Source organism: Aneurinibacillus uraniidurans, assembly GCF_028471905.1.
Classification (GTDB): Bacteria; Bacillota; Bacilli; order Aneurinibacillales; family Aneurinibacillaceae; genus Aneurinibacillus; species Aneurinibacillus uraniidurans.
The window spans coordinates 3,348,618-3,370,190 of record NZ_CP116902.1; the positions used below are offsets into that span (position 1 = coordinate 3,348,618).

General features: G+C 43.4%; 17 protein-coding genes and 1 riboswitch. Of the genes, 3 read left to right on the forward strand and 14 right to left on the reverse strand.

Features of this window, described 5'->3' with window-relative positions:
* Positions 1 to 4: 4 nt before the first annotated feature.
* From hypD to PO771_RS16785, 8 genes are read right to left on the reverse strand one after another with little or no spacing between them, the layout of a single operon-like run.
* A complete protein-coding gene (gene hypD, locus PO771_RS16750) occupies positions 5 to 1,132 on the reverse strand; it encodes a hydrogenase formation protein HypD (RefSeq protein ID WP_272560777.1) in 1,128 nt (375 codons plus the stop codon).
* Positions 1,129 to 1,350: a HypC/HybG/HupF family hydrogenase formation chaperone gene (locus PO771_RS16755; protein WP_272560778.1), complete on the reverse strand. Its 222-nt coding sequence runs from the start codon at positions 1,348 to 1,350 to the stop codon at positions 1,129 to 1,131. The genes hypD and PO771_RS16755 overlap by 4 nt, the downstream gene beginning before the upstream one ends.
* Complete coding sequence (hypF, locus tag PO771_RS16760) at positions 1,319 to 3,688, reverse strand: carbamoyltransferase HypF (RefSeq protein WP_272563199.1); 2,370 nt, start codon at positions 3,686 to 3,688, stop codon at positions 1,319 to 1,321. The genes PO771_RS16755 and hypF overlap by 32 nt, the downstream gene beginning before the upstream one ends.
* Entirely contained in the window at positions 3,658 to 4,314 is a 657-nt protein-coding gene (gene hypB / locus PO771_RS16765; protein ID WP_272560779.1) for a hydrogenase nickel incorporation protein HypB, read from the reverse strand. Before hypB ends, hypF begins: the two co-directional genes overlap by 31 nt.
* A gap of 8 nt (positions 4,315 to 4,322) precedes the next feature.
* Complete coding sequence (locus tag PO771_RS16770) at positions 4,323 to 4,565, reverse strand: hydrogenase maturation nickel metallochaperone HypA (RefSeq protein ID WP_272560780.1); 243 nt, start codon at positions 4,563 to 4,565, stop codon at positions 4,323 to 4,325.
* Entirely contained in the window at positions 4,553 to 5,074 is a 522-nt protein-coding gene (locus tag PO771_RS16775) for a hydrogenase maturation protease (RefSeq protein WP_272560781.1), read from the reverse strand. The genes PO771_RS16770 and PO771_RS16775 overlap by 13 nt, the downstream gene beginning before the upstream one ends.
* A gap of 1 nt (position 5,075) precedes the next feature.
* A complete protein-coding gene (locus tag PO771_RS16780) occupies positions 5,076 to 6,623 on the reverse strand; it encodes a nickel-dependent hydrogenase large subunit (protein WP_272560782.1) in 1,548 nt (515 codons plus the stop codon).
* 1 nt (position 6,624) lies between these two features.
* A complete protein-coding gene (locus PO771_RS16785) occupies positions 6,625 to 7,575 on the reverse strand; it encodes an NADH-quinone oxidoreductase subunit B family protein (RefSeq protein WP_272560783.1) in 951 nt (316 codons plus the stop codon).
* A 264-nt stretch (positions 7,576 to 7,839) separates the two neighbouring features.
* On the opposite strand from PO771_RS16785, the gene PO771_RS16790 reads away from it, so the two are divergent.
* Positions 7,840 to 8,814 carry an aldo/keto reductase gene (locus tag PO771_RS16790; protein WP_272560785.1) on the forward strand — a complete coding sequence of 325 codons (975 nt, stop codon included), beginning with the start codon at positions 7,840 to 7,842 and terminating at the stop codon, positions 8,812 to 8,814.
* A gap of 85 nt (positions 8,815 to 8,899) precedes the next feature.
* Here PO771_RS16790 and PO771_RS16795 read toward each other — a convergent pair whose 3' ends face one another.
* Positions 8,900 to 9,340 (reverse strand): Lrp/AsnC family transcriptional regulator, encoded by a 441-nt coding sequence (locus PO771_RS16795; RefSeq protein WP_272563200.1) that lies wholly within the window; start codon positions 9,338 to 9,340, stop codon positions 8,900 to 8,902.
* Positions 9,341 to 9,527: 187 nt separating this feature from the next.
* Here PO771_RS16795 and PO771_RS16800 point away from each other — a divergent pair, with 187 nt between their 5' ends.
* Entirely contained in the window at positions 9,528 to 10,703 is a 1,176-nt protein-coding gene (locus tag PO771_RS16800; protein WP_422664962.1) for an MFS transporter, read from the forward strand.
* 39 nt (positions 10,704 to 10,742) lie between these two features.
* On the opposite strand, the gene PO771_RS16805 is transcribed toward PO771_RS16800, so the two are convergent.
* The 5 genes from PO771_RS16805 to PO771_RS16820 form a co-directional block, all read right to left on the reverse strand.
* A complete protein-coding gene (locus tag PO771_RS16805) occupies positions 10,743 to 12,569 on the reverse strand; it encodes an APC family permease (protein WP_272560788.1) in 1,827 nt (608 codons plus the stop codon).
* A 274-nt stretch (positions 12,570 to 12,843) separates the two neighbouring features.
* Positions 12,844 to 13,668 carry a hypothetical protein gene (locus tag PO771_RS16810; RefSeq protein WP_272560789.1) on the reverse strand — a complete coding sequence of 275 codons (825 nt, stop codon included), beginning with the start codon at positions 13,666 to 13,668 and terminating at the stop codon, positions 12,844 to 12,846.
* A gap of 50 nt (positions 13,669 to 13,718) precedes the next feature.
* Entirely contained in the window at positions 13,719 to 14,438 is a 720-nt protein-coding gene (locus tag PO771_RS16815; protein WP_272560790.1) for a protein kinase family protein, read from the reverse strand.
* Positions 14,439 to 14,442: 4 nt separating this feature from the next.
* Positions 14,443 to 14,811: a zinc ribbon domain-containing protein gene (locus PO771_RS19490; RefSeq protein ID WP_422664963.1), complete on the reverse strand. Its 369-nt coding sequence runs from the start codon at positions 14,809 to 14,811 to the stop codon at positions 14,443 to 14,445.
* A gap of 116 nt (positions 14,812 to 14,927) precedes the next feature.
* Positions 14,928 to 15,620, reverse strand: a complete 693-nt coding sequence (locus tag PO771_RS16820) for an aspartate/glutamate racemase family protein (RefSeq protein WP_272560791.1) — start codon at positions 15,618 to 15,620, stop codon at positions 14,928 to 14,930.
* A 317-nt stretch (positions 15,621 to 15,937) separates the two neighbouring features.
* A riboswitch (cyclic di-GMP riboswitch) is annotated at positions 15,938 to 16,033 on the forward strand.
* An 86-nt stretch (positions 16,034 to 16,119) separates the two neighbouring features.
* On the opposite strand from PO771_RS16820, the gene PO771_RS16825 reads away from it, so the two are divergent.
* Positions 16,120 to 21,486, forward strand: coding sequence for an OmpL47-type beta-barrel domain-containing protein (locus PO771_RS16825; protein ID WP_272560792.1), 5,367 nt, complete (start codon positions 16,120 to 16,122; stop codon positions 21,484 to 21,486).
* The last annotated feature ends 87 nt before the right edge of the window (positions 21,487 to 21,573 follow it).

Sequence of the window (21,573 nt, forward strand, 5' to 3'; positions counted from 1 at the left end):
CCCTCTATCCGTGAGCTACCACTTTTCCACGCTCATATTTGTAGTAGGTGGAGCAAGTACCTTCTCCCGATACCATGCAGGGACCAATCGGATTCTCAGGCGTACAAATTCCGGCAAACAGTTTACAATCAAACGGACGCATTTTTCCTTTAATGATTTCACCACACAGGCATCCTTTGATCCGCTTTGTTGCAGGCTTTTCCACCTCGATATGCTCTCTCGCATCAAATGTTCGGTACGCCTCACTCAGTACTAAGCCGCTGTTCGGAAGATCGCCAATTCCCCGCCATGTTCCCGTCTGAACAGAAAACACTTCCGCAAGCAGTTCTCTCGCTTTGCGATTTCCATCTTCCTTTACGACACGCTCATAGTTATTCACAACATATCGTTTTTCTTTGTTTAACTCCTCGACTAGAAGCGAAATGGATGATAACAGATCGACCGGTTCGAAACCTCCGATTACAGCGGGAATGTTCTCCTTCTCCAAACGTTCCCAACCACGCCGACCAACAATGACGGACACGTTCCCTGGCAAGAGCAGCCCGTCAAATTGATAAGACGAATCTTGTAATAAAATATCAACCGCTGGTGGGGTCAACTTATGAGCCGAATATACCCAGAAGTTTGTCACCCCAAGCTTTTTAGCGCGTTGCATACTCAGCGCAATGCCTGGAGCAGTCGTTTCAAACCCAACTCCCAGGAATACGATCTTCTTATCAGGATGACGCAGGGCAATGTCCACACTTTCCGAAGGAGCATACACAACTCGAACATCCGCTCCATTCGCTCGTTCTTCATATAAAGTAGAAGACGAGCCCGGCACTTTCATCATATCGCCGAATGTCGTAACAATTACGTCCTGCCGCTTGGCAAACGCAATCATATGGTCGATATCCGCCTGATCCGTCACACATACCGGACATCCTGGGCCGCTAATCAAATCAACATACGGGGATAAAATATCACGGACGCCTGTTTTTGAAATAGCAACCGTATGAGTGCCGCACACTTCCATAAACCGAAGCTTCCTGCCCAACTTTTCTCTTTCCTTCTCCAAGGATGGAATAAGTCTTTCCACTAACTTTTTGCTTAGCTCCGTATCCCGAAAAGCCAGAAGGTTACTCATCGTCATAAATCGAGCACCTCTTTCCACACATCAAGACTATTCCGTGCGCTTGATTCATCAATGACCTGAATAGCTTCTCCTGCGTGGACCAGGACATACTGGTCTATCTCTACCTGCTCCAACAAGCCAATGCCTACGATTTTGGTACTCCCTAAGTAATCAACTTTAGCACGCCACTCCTGCAGATAAACCTCAACAACTTTTGCTGGAACTGAAAGACACATGCTCCTGATGCCACCTCCATAAAGCTGAGACTGCCTGCCCGAAGGCAATTCCCCCATCTCCAGCCGGTATTTTCTGCTGTGTATAAACCGTAAATCCTTCCTGCTGTAATCGTCGTTTTGTATACGAGAGCAAGTACCGATTGTTCCATACCCCACCACTTAATACGACTGAGCGAATCCCTGTTTTTTCCCGTGCCTCTTTCGCACCATCCAGCACCATTTCCGCAATCGTATGATGAAAGGTTCGCGAAATGCTCTGCGGAGAAACGCCCTGTTCAAAATCTTCGAGAATGCTTAGAAACAGCCGATCCACATGCCATTTCCCGTCCCTGCTATAAAAAGGGTAGACCCGATTATCATGTTCAGTGCCCTGCACATCGTCTCCAATTAACTCTCCTAGCAGCATAGCAGCCTCGCCCTCATACGAGCTTTCTACACAAATACCCAGCAAGGCCGAAACAGCATCAAACAGACGGCCTGCACCACTGCTCGTAGCTACTGGAATGCGCCCATCAAGCTGTGCCATAACGAATGGCATTTTTTCGCGATAAGCAGAAAACAATCGCTCAGCCCAAGCAAGCATATCGTCTGTATTTCCCAGTGCTTCATACAGACATGATACGGCCAGTAGCCATGGATTCCGAATCGCCGTCTCTCCCCCTGGTAACGCAAGCGGCTTAAGGGAATGTACTCGCTCAAAATCAAGGTAATCGCCCACCAGTATTTCAAAGCCCCACATCGTACCGTCGCGTCCATATCCAGTTCCATCCAATATGCACCCAATCACACGTTCCTTAAGCATATGTTCCGCCATACATGCCGTCATATGAGCATGATGATGGTATACCGCAATCGAATGCTTGCTCTTCCACGCTTCTCTTTCTTGCGAAACGCGGTAAGCAGGATGCGGGTCATAGCCAATGACATCAGGCTTTGCTTCTACCAGATGTAAAACATGAGCGATGCTTTGTCGATAATTCTCGATCCCTTCAACCTTGTCGACCTCTCCTACGTGATGACTGAGCAACGCCTTACCATTATGCAAAAGGCAAAACGTATTTTTCATTTCACCACCCATGCCAAGAACGACAGGAAGTGCAGATGATGTAGCGGGAATAGGGAATGGTATTCCTTCAGGGACGAACCCGCGCGAACGACGAATAAGATAAAATTCTTCTTCAATTACCTGACCAACTGAATCATCAGCACGAACGACAATGTCACGATTATGAAGCACATAGCCGTCTGCAAGATCGCGCAAGTCACGCAATGCTTCTTCATTTGTCTGTGCAATCGGGCAGCCGCTCTTATTGCCGCTTGTGGCAACTACAAATAAGCACGTCGAATCAAACATAAGCTGATGCAACGGTGTATACGGAAGCATGACCCCCATCCGACGAATGCCTGGTGCCAGAAGAGAAAGTGGCAAGATCTCCCCTAATTCTGGCTTCGGTTGCAGCAGTGTAATGGGTGCCTGTCTCGTAAGGATGACTTCTCTCTCTTTTGGTGATACATAAAAGTATCGTTCAATCGTCTCAATATCCCATCCCATCAGAGCAAGCGGTTTGCGTGATCGATTTTTGCGTCGGCGTAACTCCTTGATCGCTGCCTCATTGCTTGCATCACACACAAGGTGGAAGCCACCTAGTCCTTTAAGCGCAATGATTTTTCCAGCTCCCAGTAACGAATGCAGCGTTTCAAGCCAATCACCGGACACTGTTTTTTGCTGCTCATTCAACAAAGTAATCTGCGGACCGCAGCGCGGACAAGCAATCGACTGTGCATGAAAACGCCGATTATGCGGATTCTCGTATTCTTGCAAGCATTCTTCGCACAATGGAAACGATGCTAGGGCAGTTCGCCCTCTATCATACGGCAGCGCCTCAATAACTGTATAACGCGGCCCGCAATCGGTACAGCTTGTAAAAGGATAGCGATAAAAGCGGCTGTCCGGGTCTGACATGTCATGTGCACATGCGTCACAGAGGGCAAGATCAGCCGGCAAAACATAACAGGAAGAATCCCCCTCCTGTTTACTCGAATGAATCCGGAAGCCCGTTTCCCTAATAGGCGGCAATTGAGTTTTGCTTAGCGTCTGAATGCGCATCGGCTCGGTTGCCTGGGACGATAGCGAATCAAGAAAGGCCTGAATGTCCCCGAACGTCCCCTCGACCTCAATGATGACTTCTCCCCGTTGATTGGATACATGACCGCTCAGCTGATATTGCTGGGCAAGACGATACACAAGTGGGCGAAAGCCGACACCTTGCACAATTCCTGCGACACGCAACTGATACCGCTGTATCGTTACGCCTTCACTACCTTCGCTGTAAGCCATTCGATCCAATCGTGCATTCCCTCCCCATTCAACGCCGACACGTAAAAAATAGGAACATCCGGATTTAACCGATGGACATCCGCTTTGAATTGCTCCACATCAAACTGGATATACGGCAATAAATCCGTTTTATTCAAAATAACAGCATCAGCCCGCTGGAATACAACCGGATATTTGGCTACTTTATCGACACCTTCTGTCGTACTTAACATCACAACCCGCAAATCCTCACCCAAATCAAATTCAGCCGGGCACACCAGATTCCCCACGTTTTCGATAATGAGCAGGTCGACTGCGGCGAGATCAAATCGGTCCAACGCCTGTGCGATCATTTTGGCATCCAAATGACACGCACCATGCGTATTAATTTGCACCGCATGAACACCATGAGCGGCAATTCGCTCCGAATCAAGCGTCGTCGCTACATCCCCCTCAATAACCGCGATCTCATACTTGCTTTTCATTTCATCTATTACTCGTTCAAGCAATGTCGTTTTCCCTGCCCCGGGTGAGCTGAGAAAATTGAGTGTAAGTATGTCATGCTGCCGTAAACGGTCACTATTTTCCTTAGCCATGTCCTTATTTCCCTGCAGAACATGCCTTTCAATATAAATTCGTTCCGTCATATAAGTCCCTACTCTCCCTCGATATAATCGATGTAAAACTCGTCCCTGGTTGCCCGTTCGATTTCAAGTACGGCTGTATCGCTGAGTGGCGCTTTTTTCAAAAGCGTAAAAGCAAATTGCAGTGAATCAATCATGACAGACGTATGCTCGCCGACCACAACTTTCACTTTGTGGATATGCTGCAAGTTCCGTTCCTTAGCAATCGTAGAAACAACAGAAATCACTTCTGACATCAGGCTTACTTCATGCATGATGATCCTCCGTTTTGTGCACACACCTCGGCAAGTTGATAGCCCCGCTGTCTGAGTTCACGAATCACAAGTTCCACCGTCTCTTCTACCTTATTTTCTATCCGATCAGAGAGTGTAAGCGTCCACGGCGAGACCTCTTCCGGCTCGATACCAATGACAAGACCGCCAACTTCCCTTCCGCTGCTCTTAACGATGTGTAACACTTCTGCAATCCCCATCTCATGCAGATACAGCGGTGCTTCATCCGGTATCTTCAACGCGGAGATCGGGAATTGATATAACGTCCCTGGCTCTTTTTGTAAAACAACTGTGTCTATTACGACGATTTCTCTTGCTTCTTCTATCAGTGGGAGGATGGAGAGACCTAAGATCCCTCCATCTACTAGGCGAACGTCTTGCGGAAATGTATACCGCTTTTGCAATTCCGCAATGATTCTTGGACCGAACCCGTCATCACCATGAAGCGTGTTTCCCAGTCCCACTAGTAACAATTCGTATGAATATTCCATCTTAAATTCCTAAACGCATATGGTGGATATGAGTTCCATGGATAGAATGAACCGCACATACGAGACATGCATCAAAGGAACGCACCACACTACCTAACTCAGTCGGATCATCAGGCCTTACTACTTCTGTGCCCATTAACGCCTGCTCAATCGCACCCAGTTGGTTCATGCTATCACGCGGCGAGACATTCCATGCTGTTGGTGTGATCACCTGATAATTAGCCAGTTTACCGTCCTCAATCACATTCCAATGCATCAAGGAGCCACGGGCTGCTTCCGTCAATCCAACACCTTTTGCATTCTGCGGTTCAGCAGGCTTGATATAGAATGGTTTCTGCAGATCAATCTCCGCTAACCATTCATACATTTTCGGAAGCGTACGCACCGACTCCTGGAATCTAGCAATTGCACGCAGGAAAACGCTCGGACCATGTACCGTAAGTAAATCCATCATAAGCGGATCGCCCTCTACAATCATCCGTGACAGCGGCCCGGCTTCCACGACCTGCCCATCATAACGCGGCGCCTTCGCAAAACTGTACTTATCCTCATCATCTTCTTTATAATCCGGGTCTGTGACACCTTCCCACGGATGGTTTCCACCTTCGTATCCTTTATAGAAAGAACTAGAGATATGCTCTTCCACTTTTAAATGGTCAAAAGCGTGTGTTTTCGTGCCGTCGTAGTAGCCTGCAGGCAACCATGCGGTACGTTCTTCTACTTTATGGTTATACGGATTATCAGGGTCTTCATACACACCCGAAGAGAGGAACTTTCCAGGTCCAACCCCCAGCTTATCCAGTCCTACATCAAGAGCAAACTGAATGAATAGACCGATATCGCTATTGCGATGTGATTCACTCTCCGCAAGCCATACCCGTAAATCGTTTTCTCCGGTAATTTTTAGCCAGCGCTCAATGGAGCATCCGAGAATAACCGTTTCAACGAAATTCTGAAATTCCTTGAAAATCGCCATTGTTTTGGTCAAGTCTGTTAAATAAGGCGAGCCTGTAATCCCACCTGGAACCATGAAACTACTATGCGGCCATTGCCCGGCGAAAATGGCATTCACCTCGAGTAAGCGCTTACGTTGCTTCACTGCCTGTGCGTACGATGTTCCTGTAAAAGGAGCAAATCGCTTTTTCACTTCTTCATAAAAAGGCGACTCTGCATATTTCTCATTGACGAAATCGACTGCAAACAATGCATAAAACCATGTCGCATGACTTTGTACATTTTCCGTCGCCTGACAAATATTACGCACCAGTGTCGCATTTTTTGGAGGTGAAACTTGATAAGCGTTTTCCAGAGCATTTACGGCAGCTCGCAAGTGAGCCTGCCCGCATATGCCACAAACTCGCGGTGTGATGACAAGCGGATCAAGTGGGCTTTTTCCACGTAAAATCACTTCAATGCCACGAAACATTGTCGCCATGGCACTTGCCTGTACCACTTTGTTTTCCTCAATCACGACTTTAATCTCCAAATCGCCTTCCACGCGGTTAAGCGGACTGACATTCAGCTTTACTCTTGTTAGCTCTTTCCCCATATTATTCTCTCCCCTTGATCATTTTGCCTTTCAAGCGTTCTGGAGCCGCCAATTTGGAAACAGCTGCAGCAGCAATATACGGTAATGTCGGAACACCCAGAGGAGATTTTTTCGGAATCATCCCGACTTTTTCTGTTTTAAAGTAGTTGAAAGTAGGAAAGTCAGGCTCTGTACAGCCAAAACAAGGGACACCCGCTCTTGTTTTACTGGATTGACGATTCCATAAAATTCGGTTGCACGAGGAATGCGTATAATGCCCCTGACAACCAAAGTTAACGGACAGGCACCCTTCCTTGCATCCTAATGTTTCAGCTGCAATTTTATATTCAAAGTACTCATTTCGTGTACATCCCTGGTGAGTAGTCGTGGAGTATAAATCGAGTGGACGATGGTATTCATCGAGGAGTAAATCTTGAGGTCTAGTTAAAGCGCCAATGATCGTTTGTGTAATCCAATCCGGATGCGCTGGACATCCCGACACATTAATGACAGGCAATCCACTTGCTGAGCGATAATTCGCTCCTAAAAATCCGCCTTTATCTTTCCGATGGAACTGCAAGCCAGTCGCATCAGTCGGATTTGGATCAGCTGCCGGAATTCCCCCGAAGCATGAGCAATCACCAGCAGCGATTACGAAGCGAGCGACTTTGGATAGATCTGCTACCCAATCTTTGAAAGGCCTTTCACAAAAAACATCATATTTGCCGGTGCCGTTCGGCCCTTGCGCAATGGCACCTTCAATCACCAAAATGTCTAGCGGCTCATGTCCATCAATGAAATCTCGCAAAATTTTCTTTACGCTATCTCCCATTTCCAGACTTAACGACGGATGCCAGCACAGTTTCACCCCATACTGTGTCAGCAAATCAATGACATCAGGCTGATCTGCCGTCAAGAAAGCCATCGTATTCCCGCTACACGCCGACCCTTCTAACCAAAGTAAATTTGCCAAAATATCCTCCCCCAATTACACACATAAAATATTGTTGTGTATTCACATAGTAATATGAAATAGGGACTTATGTCATTAATATTTTTACCAATCAAGTAGCGATTATATTGCAAATTACCTATACAAACAGTAATTATATTAATAATAAGCTTGTCGCTGTTTGATCTAACTCAGCACAAAATCCATCCTTCAAATATAGTCTTACCACGCACTCCACACGTGATATGATACAGTAAATAAAAATTTGCAAAGGAGCAAGGAAATATGAGATATCGCCGTCTCGGAAAAAGTGGACTTGAAGTATCGATATTAGGATTGGGCACAAATGCATTTGGAAAACGAGCTGATCAAGACACTTCAATCAAGATTATCCATCATGCCTTGGACAGTGGTATTAATTTCATTGATACGGCAAATATTTATGCTAACTCTGAATCAGAGAGAATTATTGGACAAGCTCTGGACGGAAGGCGACAAAACGTTGTGTTAGCGACAAAGGCTGGATTAGTGCGAGGAACAGGGCCGAATGAGAGTGGCTCATCTCGCTTTCATCTTCAACAGGAGTTAGAAGACAGCCTTAGACGTTTAAAAACGGATTATATCGACCTGTATCAAATTCACACATTTGACCCGTACACTCCGCTTGAAGAAACGCTGCGTACTTTAGATGATATGGTTCGTTCAGGGAAGGTGCGCTATATTGGAGCATCGAACTATGCTGCCTGGGAGTTAATGAAAGCATTAGGTATTAGTGAATGGAAAGGATTTACCCGGTATATTTCCACTCAAATTAGTTATTCTCTTGCCGATCGTACACCTGAAAATGAACTTGTTCCCATGTGTGTAGATCAAGGTGTCGGTATTATTCCGTATTTTCCGCTAGCTGGAGGGATTCTAACTGGAAAGTATAGTGAAAAAGAGACGGTACCTGTAGGTTCCAGAGCAAATACAGACCCCAACTTCAGCAGATTTCTTGATGATCGAGCCATTACACTCGGACAAAATGTAAGCAAGCTGGCAGCCGAACATGGTTATACTTCTAGTGCGATTTCGCTGGCCTGGCTCATGGATAGACCCGCTGTCTCCACCGTTATCGTGGGTGCTACACGCATCGAACAACTGGAGGATAATTTGAAAAGCGTAAACATAAATCTCGATTCAGAAATAACAAAAGAACTGGATGAACTCAGTAATCCATTTCGTTATGGTAAACCATTTGCTTTTTACCGTTTACCTTAAATTAATTGATATCACCAAATCTAAGGGGCGACTGACAAAAGTCGTCCTTTGTTGTCCGTCCCCCAAATGGCTAGCGAAAATTTGGCTAATCAACACGACTGTCATCCAACATCATTTTTTGCTCAAATGGAGCTGTCAGCGCAATCAAGGTATAGGAATAGCCAAAATCAGCGCATCTTTCCGAAAAAGCCACTAGTTCTTCGTTGGTTTCAGTGACTACCTTCAGCATGTAGTTGTACTCTCCGCTGATCCGATACATATCCGTCACCTCGGGCGATTGCTTGCAGAACTCAATAAAGGCAGAGCATTTCTTCGTCCGGAACATGACGAAAGCAGTCGTGTTTTTACCTAGCTTCGCCTGAGAGATGGCAGCATGATACCCCGTAATCACGCCTTGCTCTTCTAGCCTTCTTACCCTCTCTTTTACCGCGGGCTGCGTCATCCCAATAACTCTTCCTATTTCAACCATTGAAATACGAGCATTTTCGTGCAGAAGATGTAAAATTTTGTAGTCTATCTGATCCAGATGAATCACCCTTTCATTTCTTTAAGTAAATAACTCTAATTAACTTGAATATTTAAAGCGATATAGCAGAAATAACTTCATTTATCTATGTAAACTATAGAATTATTTGCGTAATATGTCACTAGATCAAACACTTGTCGCACCCGCGCGGGAATCGGCAAAACTTTTCGTTTAAGGAGTGACGCTATTGTCTTGCTATACAGTAGTTTATTTACTTGCCTTGGGTGAGTTCATGGTGGGCACTGCCGAATCGATTGTCACCGGAATCATCGATATGATTGCGAAAGACACGCAGGTCCCACTCTCACTCGCCGGGCAATTGGTAACCGGTTTTTCTCTAGCATTTGCCTTTGGTTCACCGCTAGTAATCGCTTTTACCGCAAGTATGGAGCGAAAGAAACTGCTTATCACAGTTCTTCTTCTCTTCATCGCTGGCAATCTGCTCGCATTTATCAGTCCTAGCTTTTCTGTTTTGATGACTTCCCGAATCCTGCTCGGCTTAAGTGGAGGCGTCTATACCGTGGTGGCGCTTGCTGTCGCTGCCAACCTCGCTCCACCCGAGAAAAAAGGGAGTTCGATTGGGATCATTCTCATGGGCTTTAGTATCTCGCTAGTTCTAGGAGTACCTGCCGGGACCATAGCAGGCGAACTGTGGGGCTGGCGTTCTGTTTTCGCCATCATTGCGGCATTAAGCATCATCCCGGTTCTCTGTATTTCGCTGTACCTTCCCAAGCTGTCAGGACAGAAGGCTATCCCTTTGCGGACACAGCTTGCTTCTCTCAAAAACAATAGGATTATCACGGCTTTGCTGGTTTCGTTCCTTTTTGTGACGGGGTACTCAACAGTCTATACGTACATTACACCACTCTTGCAAACTACTTCAGGGATGTCGACAGCTGTTGTCAGCACAACGCTATTATTGGCCGGCGTGGCCAGTACAGCAGGGTCACGTATAGGAGGATTTTCCACGGATAAACGGGGAATACGACCCACGCTTTACATAAGCTTATTCCTCCATGCAGCAATTTTGATCATCCTCCCCTTCATGGCGCAGCTTATTTTTGGTGCCATGCTTGCGGTGATGGTTTGGATGTGTGCCGTACAAATGACTGTGCCTGCCCAGCAATATTATCTAATTACCTTGTCACCTCAGTCGTCCGAAATCGCGCTAAGTGTCAATACTTCTATCTTCCAATTCGGATTGGCCGCAGGAGCAGGAATGGGTGGTCTGATCGTGAATCATTATTCGGTTGCCCCTCTCGGTTGGGTTGGAGGAGCGTCAGTGCTCATAAGTCTTTTTCTCGTATGGTTGTCCTTCTCATCAGAGGGGTCTGCCACATCTACAACAGTCATATCAAAATAAGAAAACAGTCAGGGAGGAAACGCCCTGACTGTTTTTTTGTTAGGATTTTAAATGGAATGGCACTTTAACAATTATGATATCCTCCCGATTCAACAACGCACGTTCAATAAAGTAAGCGGCCTGGTTATGAAGCATCCGGTGCCACGTTTTTTTCGTAATAAAGATCGGGAGAACAACGGTGATTTCATATTTCCCATCGACACGCCGTTGAACCTGGTCAATAAAGCGAAGCAATGGATTTTTGATGCTTCGATAACGTGAATAAAAAGTTTCCAGACGAATCCCAGGATTCCACGCTTGCCATTTTTCCCTGAACTTCTCATCTTCGTCTTTATCAATGGAAACATGAAACGCGATAATCTGCTCGGGCGGGCTAGATTCTAAGGCATATTCGATCGAGTTGCGTACGACTTGATTGATTCCACCTACCGGAACAATCATCAGCGTACTCTTTAGATGCAGCGGGTGATCGATCTCCATCTTTAATTGGGTAGCAACGCTTACGTAATGCCTTTTAATGCTAAACATCATCCATACAAGAACCGGAATAATAATGGCGATGGTCCAGGCACCTGCTGAAAACTTCTCCACAAGAGAAATGATTACAACTGAAAAGGACATGATCGCGCCTAAAGCATTGATGAATACCTTCGATTTCCACCCTGAAGGCTTTTCTATCCTCCACTTCTTAACCATACCCAGTTGCGCGATCGTAAACGAAAGAAATACCCCGATGGCATACAACGGAACCAGACTATCAGTCACAGCATCAAATCCAATAATCAACAAAATTGACATGAGCGACAGAACCATAATGCCGACATTAAGCGAAAGTCTGTCACCCCGCGTGGAAAACTGTCGGGGCATATAGCCGTCCTGTGCCACAATGGCAGCCAGAAGTGGAAAGCCCGCAAAGGCTGTATTCGTAGCCAGAAACAGGACAAGCGCTGTCGAAATTTGTGTCGAATAATACATCCAGGAATGTCCAAACAGGTGAGAAGCAACCTGAGAAAGAACCGTTGGATTCCCGGTTGGACTTGGTGCAACTCCATATAAATTGGCCAGAATTGTGATACCCATAAACATGACAAACAACAAAATCCCCAAGTATAAGAGCGTGGTTTTCGCATTCTTCACCGTTGGGTCTCGAAAGACTGGAGTGGCGTTGGAGATCGCCTCTACACCGGTCAAAGCCGAACAGCCCGATGAAAAAGCACGCAGCAGAACATAGAGGGTAACTCCCTGTGGAATGTGCGCCGGCATCGGAATAGAGGTAGAAGGAATGCCATGCACGACCACCTGATACAGACCAGCAAGTAACAAGGCAAAAATATTAAAAATAAAAAAGTATGTTGGAAAAGCAAAAACTGTGCCGGCTTCTCGAACCCCTCTCATATTGATAAAAGCGACAAGAAGAACACCCAGCACAGAAAGCTCAACATTCCACGGTATCAGATTCGGAAAGGCGGATGTAATAGCAGCCACTCCCGCTGTAGCGGATACAGCTACTGTTAACGTATAGTCGACGAGCAGTGCGGCACAGGCAATCAGTGCCATCAGCGGATTAAAGTTTTCCTTCGCTACCGCATACGCCCCGCCCCCCCTCGGGTATCCATTAATCACCTGACGATACGAAATAATCAGGGTAAAGAGGAGAATCACAATGATCAATGAAACAGGAAGACTAAACCACCTGGCGGCTACTCCATAAGCAACAAGCGCAATTAAAATCGATTCTGTCCCGTATGCTACCGAGGATAAAGCATCGGATGAAAGGATCGGCAAGGCCATCCATTTCGGCATTCTCTCTTCCTGCAACGCTTCTGTTGACAGCGGGCGGCCGAATAAAAAATGTTTGATTTTCATCCCGTTTTCCACTCCAATTATAATTGATTGTTTTTTCCGCTCTCGAACTCGAGATTAGGCCGACCTTTTATTTATTTCATGTGACTTATTATAAGCAGATTATTTTAAAAAAAACACAATCAAGAATTCAAATCCAAAATCACCAGCCAAGGAAGATTGTATCCGATATTCCTCGTATCAAACAAGCTGTGACAGAAGTTAACGAGCACATAAGAATGATTAAGGAGACAAAAAAATGTGCAGCCCCTTTCAAACAAAGATCGCTGCACATTTTTTATGTTACTTTTAGTTTATAGAGAAGATAACTAAACCCTAGCGTTATAAGTGAAAAGAGTACCGCTATACTCGAAAATGCAAGAACATAGGCATTATATTCTGCAAGTTGAACAATCATCTTATAGCTGTTCACATGTAGAAATCCCGCAATAATATTAAACACAACAAGCAAAGCGAAAATCATGACGAGTCCATTTGCGGAATTTTGGATATCTGCTTTACTTAACGCAATGTGGGAAGAAATACTGATAGCCAGCACAATAAACAGCCAAAACGAAGGAGTCGTCAGGTTATGCAGAGTAAAGAGACTTTTACTTATCACGATCACTGCTTCACCTATCGTTTTTAACACATTGATATCTACCTTCTCTATAGATATATGTTGATGAATTTGAGCTTTAAAAGTAGCATACGATTGCGGCACAAGAAGATACATGCCTACTATTAAAGAAGCAATTCCACTAAATATAGGCCCTAGCCCGATAAAGAAGTTGCCGACTTGCTGATAAACACTGGCTGGATTATATTGATGCTCAACATAGCCAAGCACACCATCTGGACTATTGAGCTGCAACAGCTTTACCTTTGTTACCTTGTGTCCCCATAGGATGCATTGGATCAGATGTCCAATTTCGTGAATCGGGGTACCTATCCAGGCGGTCAGGAGCACTCCTTTTCGTCCCAACGCTCGAACCAAATATGTATTTGAGTATTTTTCCAAATATCCTAAGAGAAAGCCAATAAAAATAAAAACACCTACCAAATAAAGCATTTCTACAAAGCTTATCAGGAGGGTGTTACTAAATGATACTACGATATTCATCGAAATCTCCTTGTCATAATGCCGTGCTGTTTACGTAACCTATGATTTCATTAGCATCCAAACGCATGAATAAAATCCGTCTCTATATCACTAATGCTTTCATACACTGTCTCAAGCCCCATTAATCTCTTCAAAAACATTTTCTGCTTTTCCTGTAATGGTAACTCTTTATACCAGGGTAAATTCTTTTTGCCTCCATCTCTTTGAAAAGAAGAATAAAGCAAGTACAAGAAAAAATCTCCCAGATACGAATAGTCTAGGTCATATCTATATCGATTGTTATCTGCAAATCTTGCCAATCCAAAGTCAATAAGAACTACGTTATAGCCATCTATAAGAACATTAGGTATCCTTATATCCCGATGTACAATACTATTTTCATGTAGGTACTTTATAATATTTATGAGTTTGATGCCAATATTATAAAATTCTTCAGTTGAAAATTCATGATGATCCTTGAAAATCATATCCTTAACCGTAACTCCTGACTTGAGTTCCAGGACAAATCCATAAAAGCTCCCTTGGTTTATTACCCCTAAAAACTCAGGGATTCTTTCATCCCTGAGTTTTGAAAGGATAACCGCCTCGTATATATTCTTGTTTGAATCCTTGATAAACAAGCTTTTTTTGAACTTCTTAATAATAACCTTGCTGCCTGTGTCGGTTTTGGCAAGAAAGCATAACCCATATCGACCTTCGCCAACTATTTTTTCAATCGTATATTCTCCAAGTTTTTTTCCACGATATTTTATTTCACTAAAATAACGCATAGGATCACCTATTCAACTGGTTTCCACATTGAGAACAAAATTTAGAGTTCGGTGGCATTTTTCCTCCACAATTTGAGCAGAACAATTCCACTTTAACCTTTTCTCCACAATTCAAGCAAAATTTTGAGCCAGCCGGGATTTGACTGTTGCACTTGTTGCAATTTAGCGATCCTTGATTTGGAAATGGCTGATTTTGCATAGGTGAATGGTTGTGTTGGTGTCTGTAATGACCATAATGGCCTCTAGAACTGCTTCTTGAACCAATCATATCAAACAAGTTGCCTAAAATTCCTTTTTTCTTGTAGTGACTACTTCCATGATTTCCATATTTATAATGGCTCTTTTTTGAAGAAGATCTTGAGAAAAAGCTCATATTTCCATACCTCCTTATATAATCTATTTATTTTCTATTGTTATCCTACATGTTAACAGCCCTCTAACCCAAATTCCACCACTACCAAATTAAAGCTTTTTTATCTCCTGTAATCTCTATTCGTTCAAAGACTGATTTACTGCTTCAATTGCATGCAGTGCTGTTGTATCAAACACTGGAACTTCCACATCCTCTTGCTTTACCAGTAATCCGATTTCAGTGCAGCCCAAAATAATGCCCTTCGCTCCATTTTCCACTAAACTTCTCATTACCTTCTTGTAACATTCCCTAGATGTCGGTAGGACCTTACCTACGCATAACTCTTCATAAATGATCTTGTTCACAACTTCTCTGTCACTCTCATTTGGCACTATCACTCGTATTCCATTCGACTCCAAGCGTGACCTGTAAAAATCTTGTTCCATCGTGTATTTTGTACCTAGCAAACCTACTGAATCGATTCCTTGCTGTTTAATCGCCACAGCAGTTGCGTCCGCAATATGTAAAATCGGAATGCTGATTTTTTGCTGTATGACATCTATTACCTTATGCATCGTATTGGTGCAAATAATAATAAAGTCTGCTCCCCCTTTTTCCAGAGAATATGCAGCATCACCCAATACTTCTCCAGCCTTGTTCCACTCTCCCATCGACTGATAATGCTCAATTTCAGCAAAATCCACACTATATAACAAGCACTTTGCGGAGTGTAATCCACCTACTCTATTTTTTACTTCTTCATTAATAATCCGATAATATTCAACCGATGATTCCCAACTCATTCCTCCGATAAGACCAATCGTTCTCATGTTACTCCTCCCTCGAATGAAATCTTTAGCATAGAAACTGCTCCCTCTAACTATTCTCCTACTCTGACTATAAAGTATTTATCGTCTTCCTGCATATCACCCTTTCTTCACCGCTCAATTCCACCCTTACTTAAATAATAAACAAATATAGTTAAGGTAAAAATGCCCACAATCCTCATTTCTAGACTATGTGTTCTTATCCATAATCTTAGATTTCCATTTAGTCCCCTTGACACTATTTAATAAGATTTATAATCAAAAATACCTATTCAACCAATCGTTTAGACGCATTATGATAGACTTATAAAAAATAACTAATGTGAAAAGGGCAAATCATCGGGAAACCATGAGACGCAAAGCCAAGGGCCTAAAGCATGACTGTTTTTTAATATGCATGGCAGCCGGTTACCACAAGGACTCATAGTTTTCCTTACCTATGAACCTTGTTTAAGGTTCATTTTTATTTTGTCCCTTTTCATGGAAAGGCAGGGATGCTATCGTGAGAAAACGTTTTTTATCAAAATCTTCGTTTTTAGCATTTTTTCTTCTCGTATTCCAGGTATTTATCTCCATACCAAACGTATTTGCGGAAGGTATCTTACCGCCAAGTAACCTTGCAGTCCAGCTTGTGACACCGAGTGACATTAAACTAACGTGGAGTTCTGTTTATGGGGCAACCGGTTACAACATCTATACTATAACCGATGGTCAGTTAACTCTATCAGGAACAAGCAAAACAACAAGCTACAGTATTAATAACCTCCCTGAAGGAACCTATAGCTATGTTGTATCTACTCTAAGCGCAGAAGGTGAGTCGGGTCCATGCGCCCCTGTACAGGCTGAAATTGTCTATCCAGATATGCAGTCTCCTTCCACTCTCACTTATACGATTCAAAACGGAAACAACATTGTTCTAAACTGGTCCGCCTCCCAGAATGCTCAAAGCTATAATGTCTATCAAATCTCACCGGAAGACCAAAAGACATTACTTACAACTGTAACTGGACGAACCTATACTGTAAGCAATGTTCCTGCCGGAAACTATAAATATGCAGTTTCTGCAGTAAATTCCGCATATGGGGAATCACCACTTTCTGCACCTGTGCAGGTCGAGGTCACTCCCACGACAATGAATGCCCCTCGTAATTTTACGTATACGGTAACGAATGGTAATGATGTTAACCTGCGATGGGATGCTGTTACCTACGCAGACAGCTATAAGGTTTACCAAGTTGTTGATGGGGAAAAGGTGCTAAAAAGCACAATAACCGGTACAACAGTTACGTATACGAACATGCCGGCTGGTGATTACAAATATGAGGTTCACTCATACAGTAATCGTTTCGGCGAATCAACAGAAGGCAGTCAGCTTTCCGTTACAGTTGGAGCAGTTACAATGGCTGCACCAGGCAACTTTACGTACAAGTTACAAAACATTAATGACCTTGTCTTAACCTGGGGAGCCGTACCAAATGCAACCGGCTACAAGGTTTACCAAGTTATTGACGGACAAAAAACATTAAAAAGTACCGTAACCGGCACAACAGTTACATATACAAATATGCCGGCTGGTGATTATGTTTATGAAGTTCACTCGTACAGTGATCGTTTCGGTGAATCAGCAGAAGGCAGTCAGCTTTCCATTACAGTTGGAGCAGTTACAATGGCTGCGCCAGGCAACTTTGCCTATAAAATTCAAAACGGTAATGATATTGTACTAACCTGGAATTCTGTTCCTAATGCAAATAGCTATAAAGTGTATCAAATCGTAAACGGTCAAAAAGTTTTAAAAAGTACAGTGACTAGCACAACAGTTACGTATGCCAGCATGCCAGCTGGTGATTACAAATATGAAGTTTACTCTTTTTCTACTCGTTTTGGTGAATCACAGGAAGGTAGCCAAGTATCCTTCTCTCTTGCTCTGCCTACTATGGAGCCACCGGCAAATCTGCTTCAAACAATAAAAAGTGCTACAGAGTTTAGCCTAAGCTGGGACCCTGCTGCCTATGCAACAAATTATAAAGTCTATCAAATTACAAACGGACAAAAAGTCTTAAAAAGTACCGTAACAGGTACAAGTGTTTCGTATACGAACATGGCACCTGGTGAATACAATTTTGAGATTCATTCCTACTCTTCCCGTTTTGGAGAATCGGTAGAGGGAAGTAAACTAACCGTAACTTTAAATGGCCAAACGATGGAAGCACCAGCAAACCTAACGTACAGTATTAATAACGGCAATGACATTACCCTGAAATGGGCTAGCGTACCTTATGCTACAAGCTATAAAATCTATCAAGTCATTGATGGAGAAAAAGTTTTAAAAAGTACAGTCACAGGTACAAGCGTTACGTATACAAACGTGCCGGCTGGTGATTACAAATATGTTGTTACCTCCATCTCGACCCTTTTGGGTGAATCACCAAGTGGGGCTGAAACTAGCTTCTCCCTGACTTTACCGACGATGGATGCCCCAGGAAACTTTGCATACAAGATTCAAAATGTTAACGATGCTGTATTTACATGGGGAGCTGTTCCTAATGCAAACAGCTATAAACTTTATGAGTTAATTGACGGGCAGAAAGTATTAAAAACGACGGTGACAACTCTTACTACAACACTGCTTAACATTCCTGCCGGCGAACATACTTACGTGATTCATTCTTTCAGCTCTCGTTTCGGCGAATCAGCAGAAGGAAGCCAGGTTTCATTTACCCAGGTCTTCCCTACAATGCAGAAGCCGGATAATCTAACATATACTATCGCGAACGGTAACGATATTAGCTTAAAGTGGAATACTGCCACTTATGCAACTGCTTATAATGTTTACCAAATTATTGATGGACAGCCTGTTTTGAAAAAGACAGTGACAGGTACATCCGTAACATTCACAAATATGCCTGAAGGTGACTATACGTATGAAGTACGCTCATTCAGCAGCCGCTTTGGCGAATCACCAGAGGGAAGCCAGGTTTCCATCAAGCTTACTCAAAATGTAATGCAGGCACCGGGCAACCTGACACAAAGTATTACAAACGGAAATGATATCACTTTAAAATGGAATAGTGTTACTTATGCAACTGCTTATAAGGTTTACCAGGTTATTGATGGACAGCCCGTTCTGAAAAAGACGGTGACGAGTACATCCGTAGCATTCACAAATATGCCTGAAGGCGACTATACGTATGAAGTACACTCATTCAGTGATCGTTTTGGCGAATCATCAGAAGGTGCTAAGCTCTCATTTACGCTGGACTTCCCAACGATGCAGGCACCGGGCAATCTGACGCAGAGTATTACAAATGGAAATGACATCACCTTAAAATGGAACGGTGCTACTTACGCAACTGCTTACAAAGTGTACCAAATTGTTGATGGACAGCCCGTTCTGAAAAAGACGGTAACGAGTACAAGCGTAACCTTTACCGACATGCCTCAAGGCGATTATACGTATGAAGTACACTCATTCAGTGATCGTTTTGGCGAATCACCAGCAGCCGGTACCCTGAGCTTTACACTTACATGGCCTGTAGTGCAACCACCAGTGCTGCAATCATCTTTGTTCAATGCAAACAATATGACATTCACCTGGAAGGCAGTTACTTGGGCGAATGAATACCGTCTTTACAAGGTAACAGGTGATAGCAAACAACTGCTTTATAAAGGAACAGCGCTTACTAACACGGTTTACAATTTAGCAGAAGGCAATCATTCTTTCCAGGTAACTGCATACAGCACACGCTTTGGTGAATCTGCGCCTTCTAATCTTATTACCGAGAAAATTGTTTACCCGATTATGCAAGCACCTACAGCTAGCATAAAGCTGCTAAGTTCAACAGAAGCTTTAATTTCATGGAACTTTATCACCTATGCAAACGGCTATAATGTGTATGAAATTATTGACGGTAAACCGGTACAATTAACTAAAAATCTAAACAATCTATCGTATAAGCTTTCTAACCTTACGTATGCAGACCATGAATACTATGTTACCTCGTTCAGTAATTCGTTTGGAGAATCAGAACGATCAAATACTGTAATCGCCAAGCTAATCATAGATACGGAAGCACCGGTAACAACGGCTAAAGTGACTCCTGCTTCTGCATCAACTGGCTGGGCGAATCAAAGCGCTGTTGTCTCATTGTCTGCAACAGACAACGAGGTAGGCGTTGCGAAAACATTCTATTCTCTTGATGGTGGCGAATTTGTAGAAGGGACAGACCTGACAATTAGCGAGGAAGGCATTCACAAACTCTCTTTCTACTCTGTCGACAAAGTTGGCAACAAAGAAGCAGCTAAAACAATTGACATCAAAGTTGACAAAACAGCACCGGTAACAAAAGCAAATGAAATTAGCGATACGTTTACTCAGTCATCCAGCATTAAACTGAGTGCGACAGATGCACTCAGCGGTGTAGCCAAAACATTCTACTCGATTAACGGCTCTGATTATAAGGAAGGAACATCCTTTACGGTAAGCGGAGATGGAACTAACAAAATCTCCTATTATTCAATAGACCAGGCCGGAAATACGGAAAAACCGCAAACTATCGAGGTAAAGGTTGATAACACGGCTCCTGTTACTACTTCTGATGCTCCTACAACATGGAGTAAGGACGATGTAACAGTTTCTCTAACCGCAACAGATACAGAGAGTGGTGTAGCCAAAACATTCTACTCGATTAATGGCTCTGAGTATAAGGAAGGAACATCCTTTACGGTAAGCGGAGATGGAACCAACAAAATCTCCTATTATTCAATAGACCAGGCCGGAAATACAGAAAAACCGCAAACTGTCGAGGTAAAGATTGATAAAATGGCTCCTGTTACTACTTCTAATGCTCCTACAGCGTGGAGTAAGGACGATGTAACAGTTTCTCTAACCGCAACAGATACAGAGAGTGGTGTAGCCAAAACATTCTACTCGATTAATGGCTCTGAGTATAAGGAAGGGACATCCTTTACGGTAAGCGGAGATGGAACTAACAAAATCTCCTATTATTCAATAGACCAAACTGGAAATACGGAAAAACCGCAAACTATCGAGGTAAAGATTGATAAAACCGCTCCTGTTACTACTTCTGATGCTCCTACAACATGGAGTAAGGACAATGTAACAGTTTCTCTAACTGCAACAGATACACAGAGTGGTATATCTAAGACATTCTACTCGATTAATGGCTCTGAATATAAGGAAGGGACATCCTTTACAGTAGATAAAGAAGGGATTACCCAAATTTCCTACTATTCAGTTGACCAGACTGGAAACATTGAAAAGCCTCAAAATGCTGAGGTAAAAATTGACCGTACAGCTCCAATTGTCACAATGGATGTAAATAAGGAAATCAAGCTTGGCACTAGTCTGTTACTAGAATACACAGCAAAAGATGACCAATCAGGTATTGCTTCTGAAAAGATGGTTGTCACCGATCCAACTGGGACATCTAGTACCGTAATGAACGGTAGCTCTATTACGATTAATAAACAGGGTGTCTATAATGTTTCGGTAACGGTAACTAATGCTGCAGGCCTTAGCACTACAATTCAAAGAAAGTTTTCCGTATACATTCCTGCCACAATTGAAGTTACACCTAAAATTGTAAAAGGAAATAGTGGAGTGTTCACAGTCCGTGTTGATCTTCCTTCAGGCTATAGCACTCAAGGCTTTGATTTAAATACAGCAGAACTTAATGGTGTGAAAGCATTATCTTCGAATAATGGATACTACAATCAGGCAAAACTTGGCCAGTTTAAGTTTGAACGTTCCGATTTTACCTGGTCTACACCTGAAGTTGCTGTTGAGTTCCGTGGTTATGTAAATGGAGCTTTAGTAGTTGGGCAAACCATGGTTAAAGTACAAAAGTAAGATATAACCAAACATAAGTAAGTGCAAAAAGGCCATTGGAAAACTTCATTCCAATGGCCTTTTGTGTTCATTTCTAATGTACAAAAC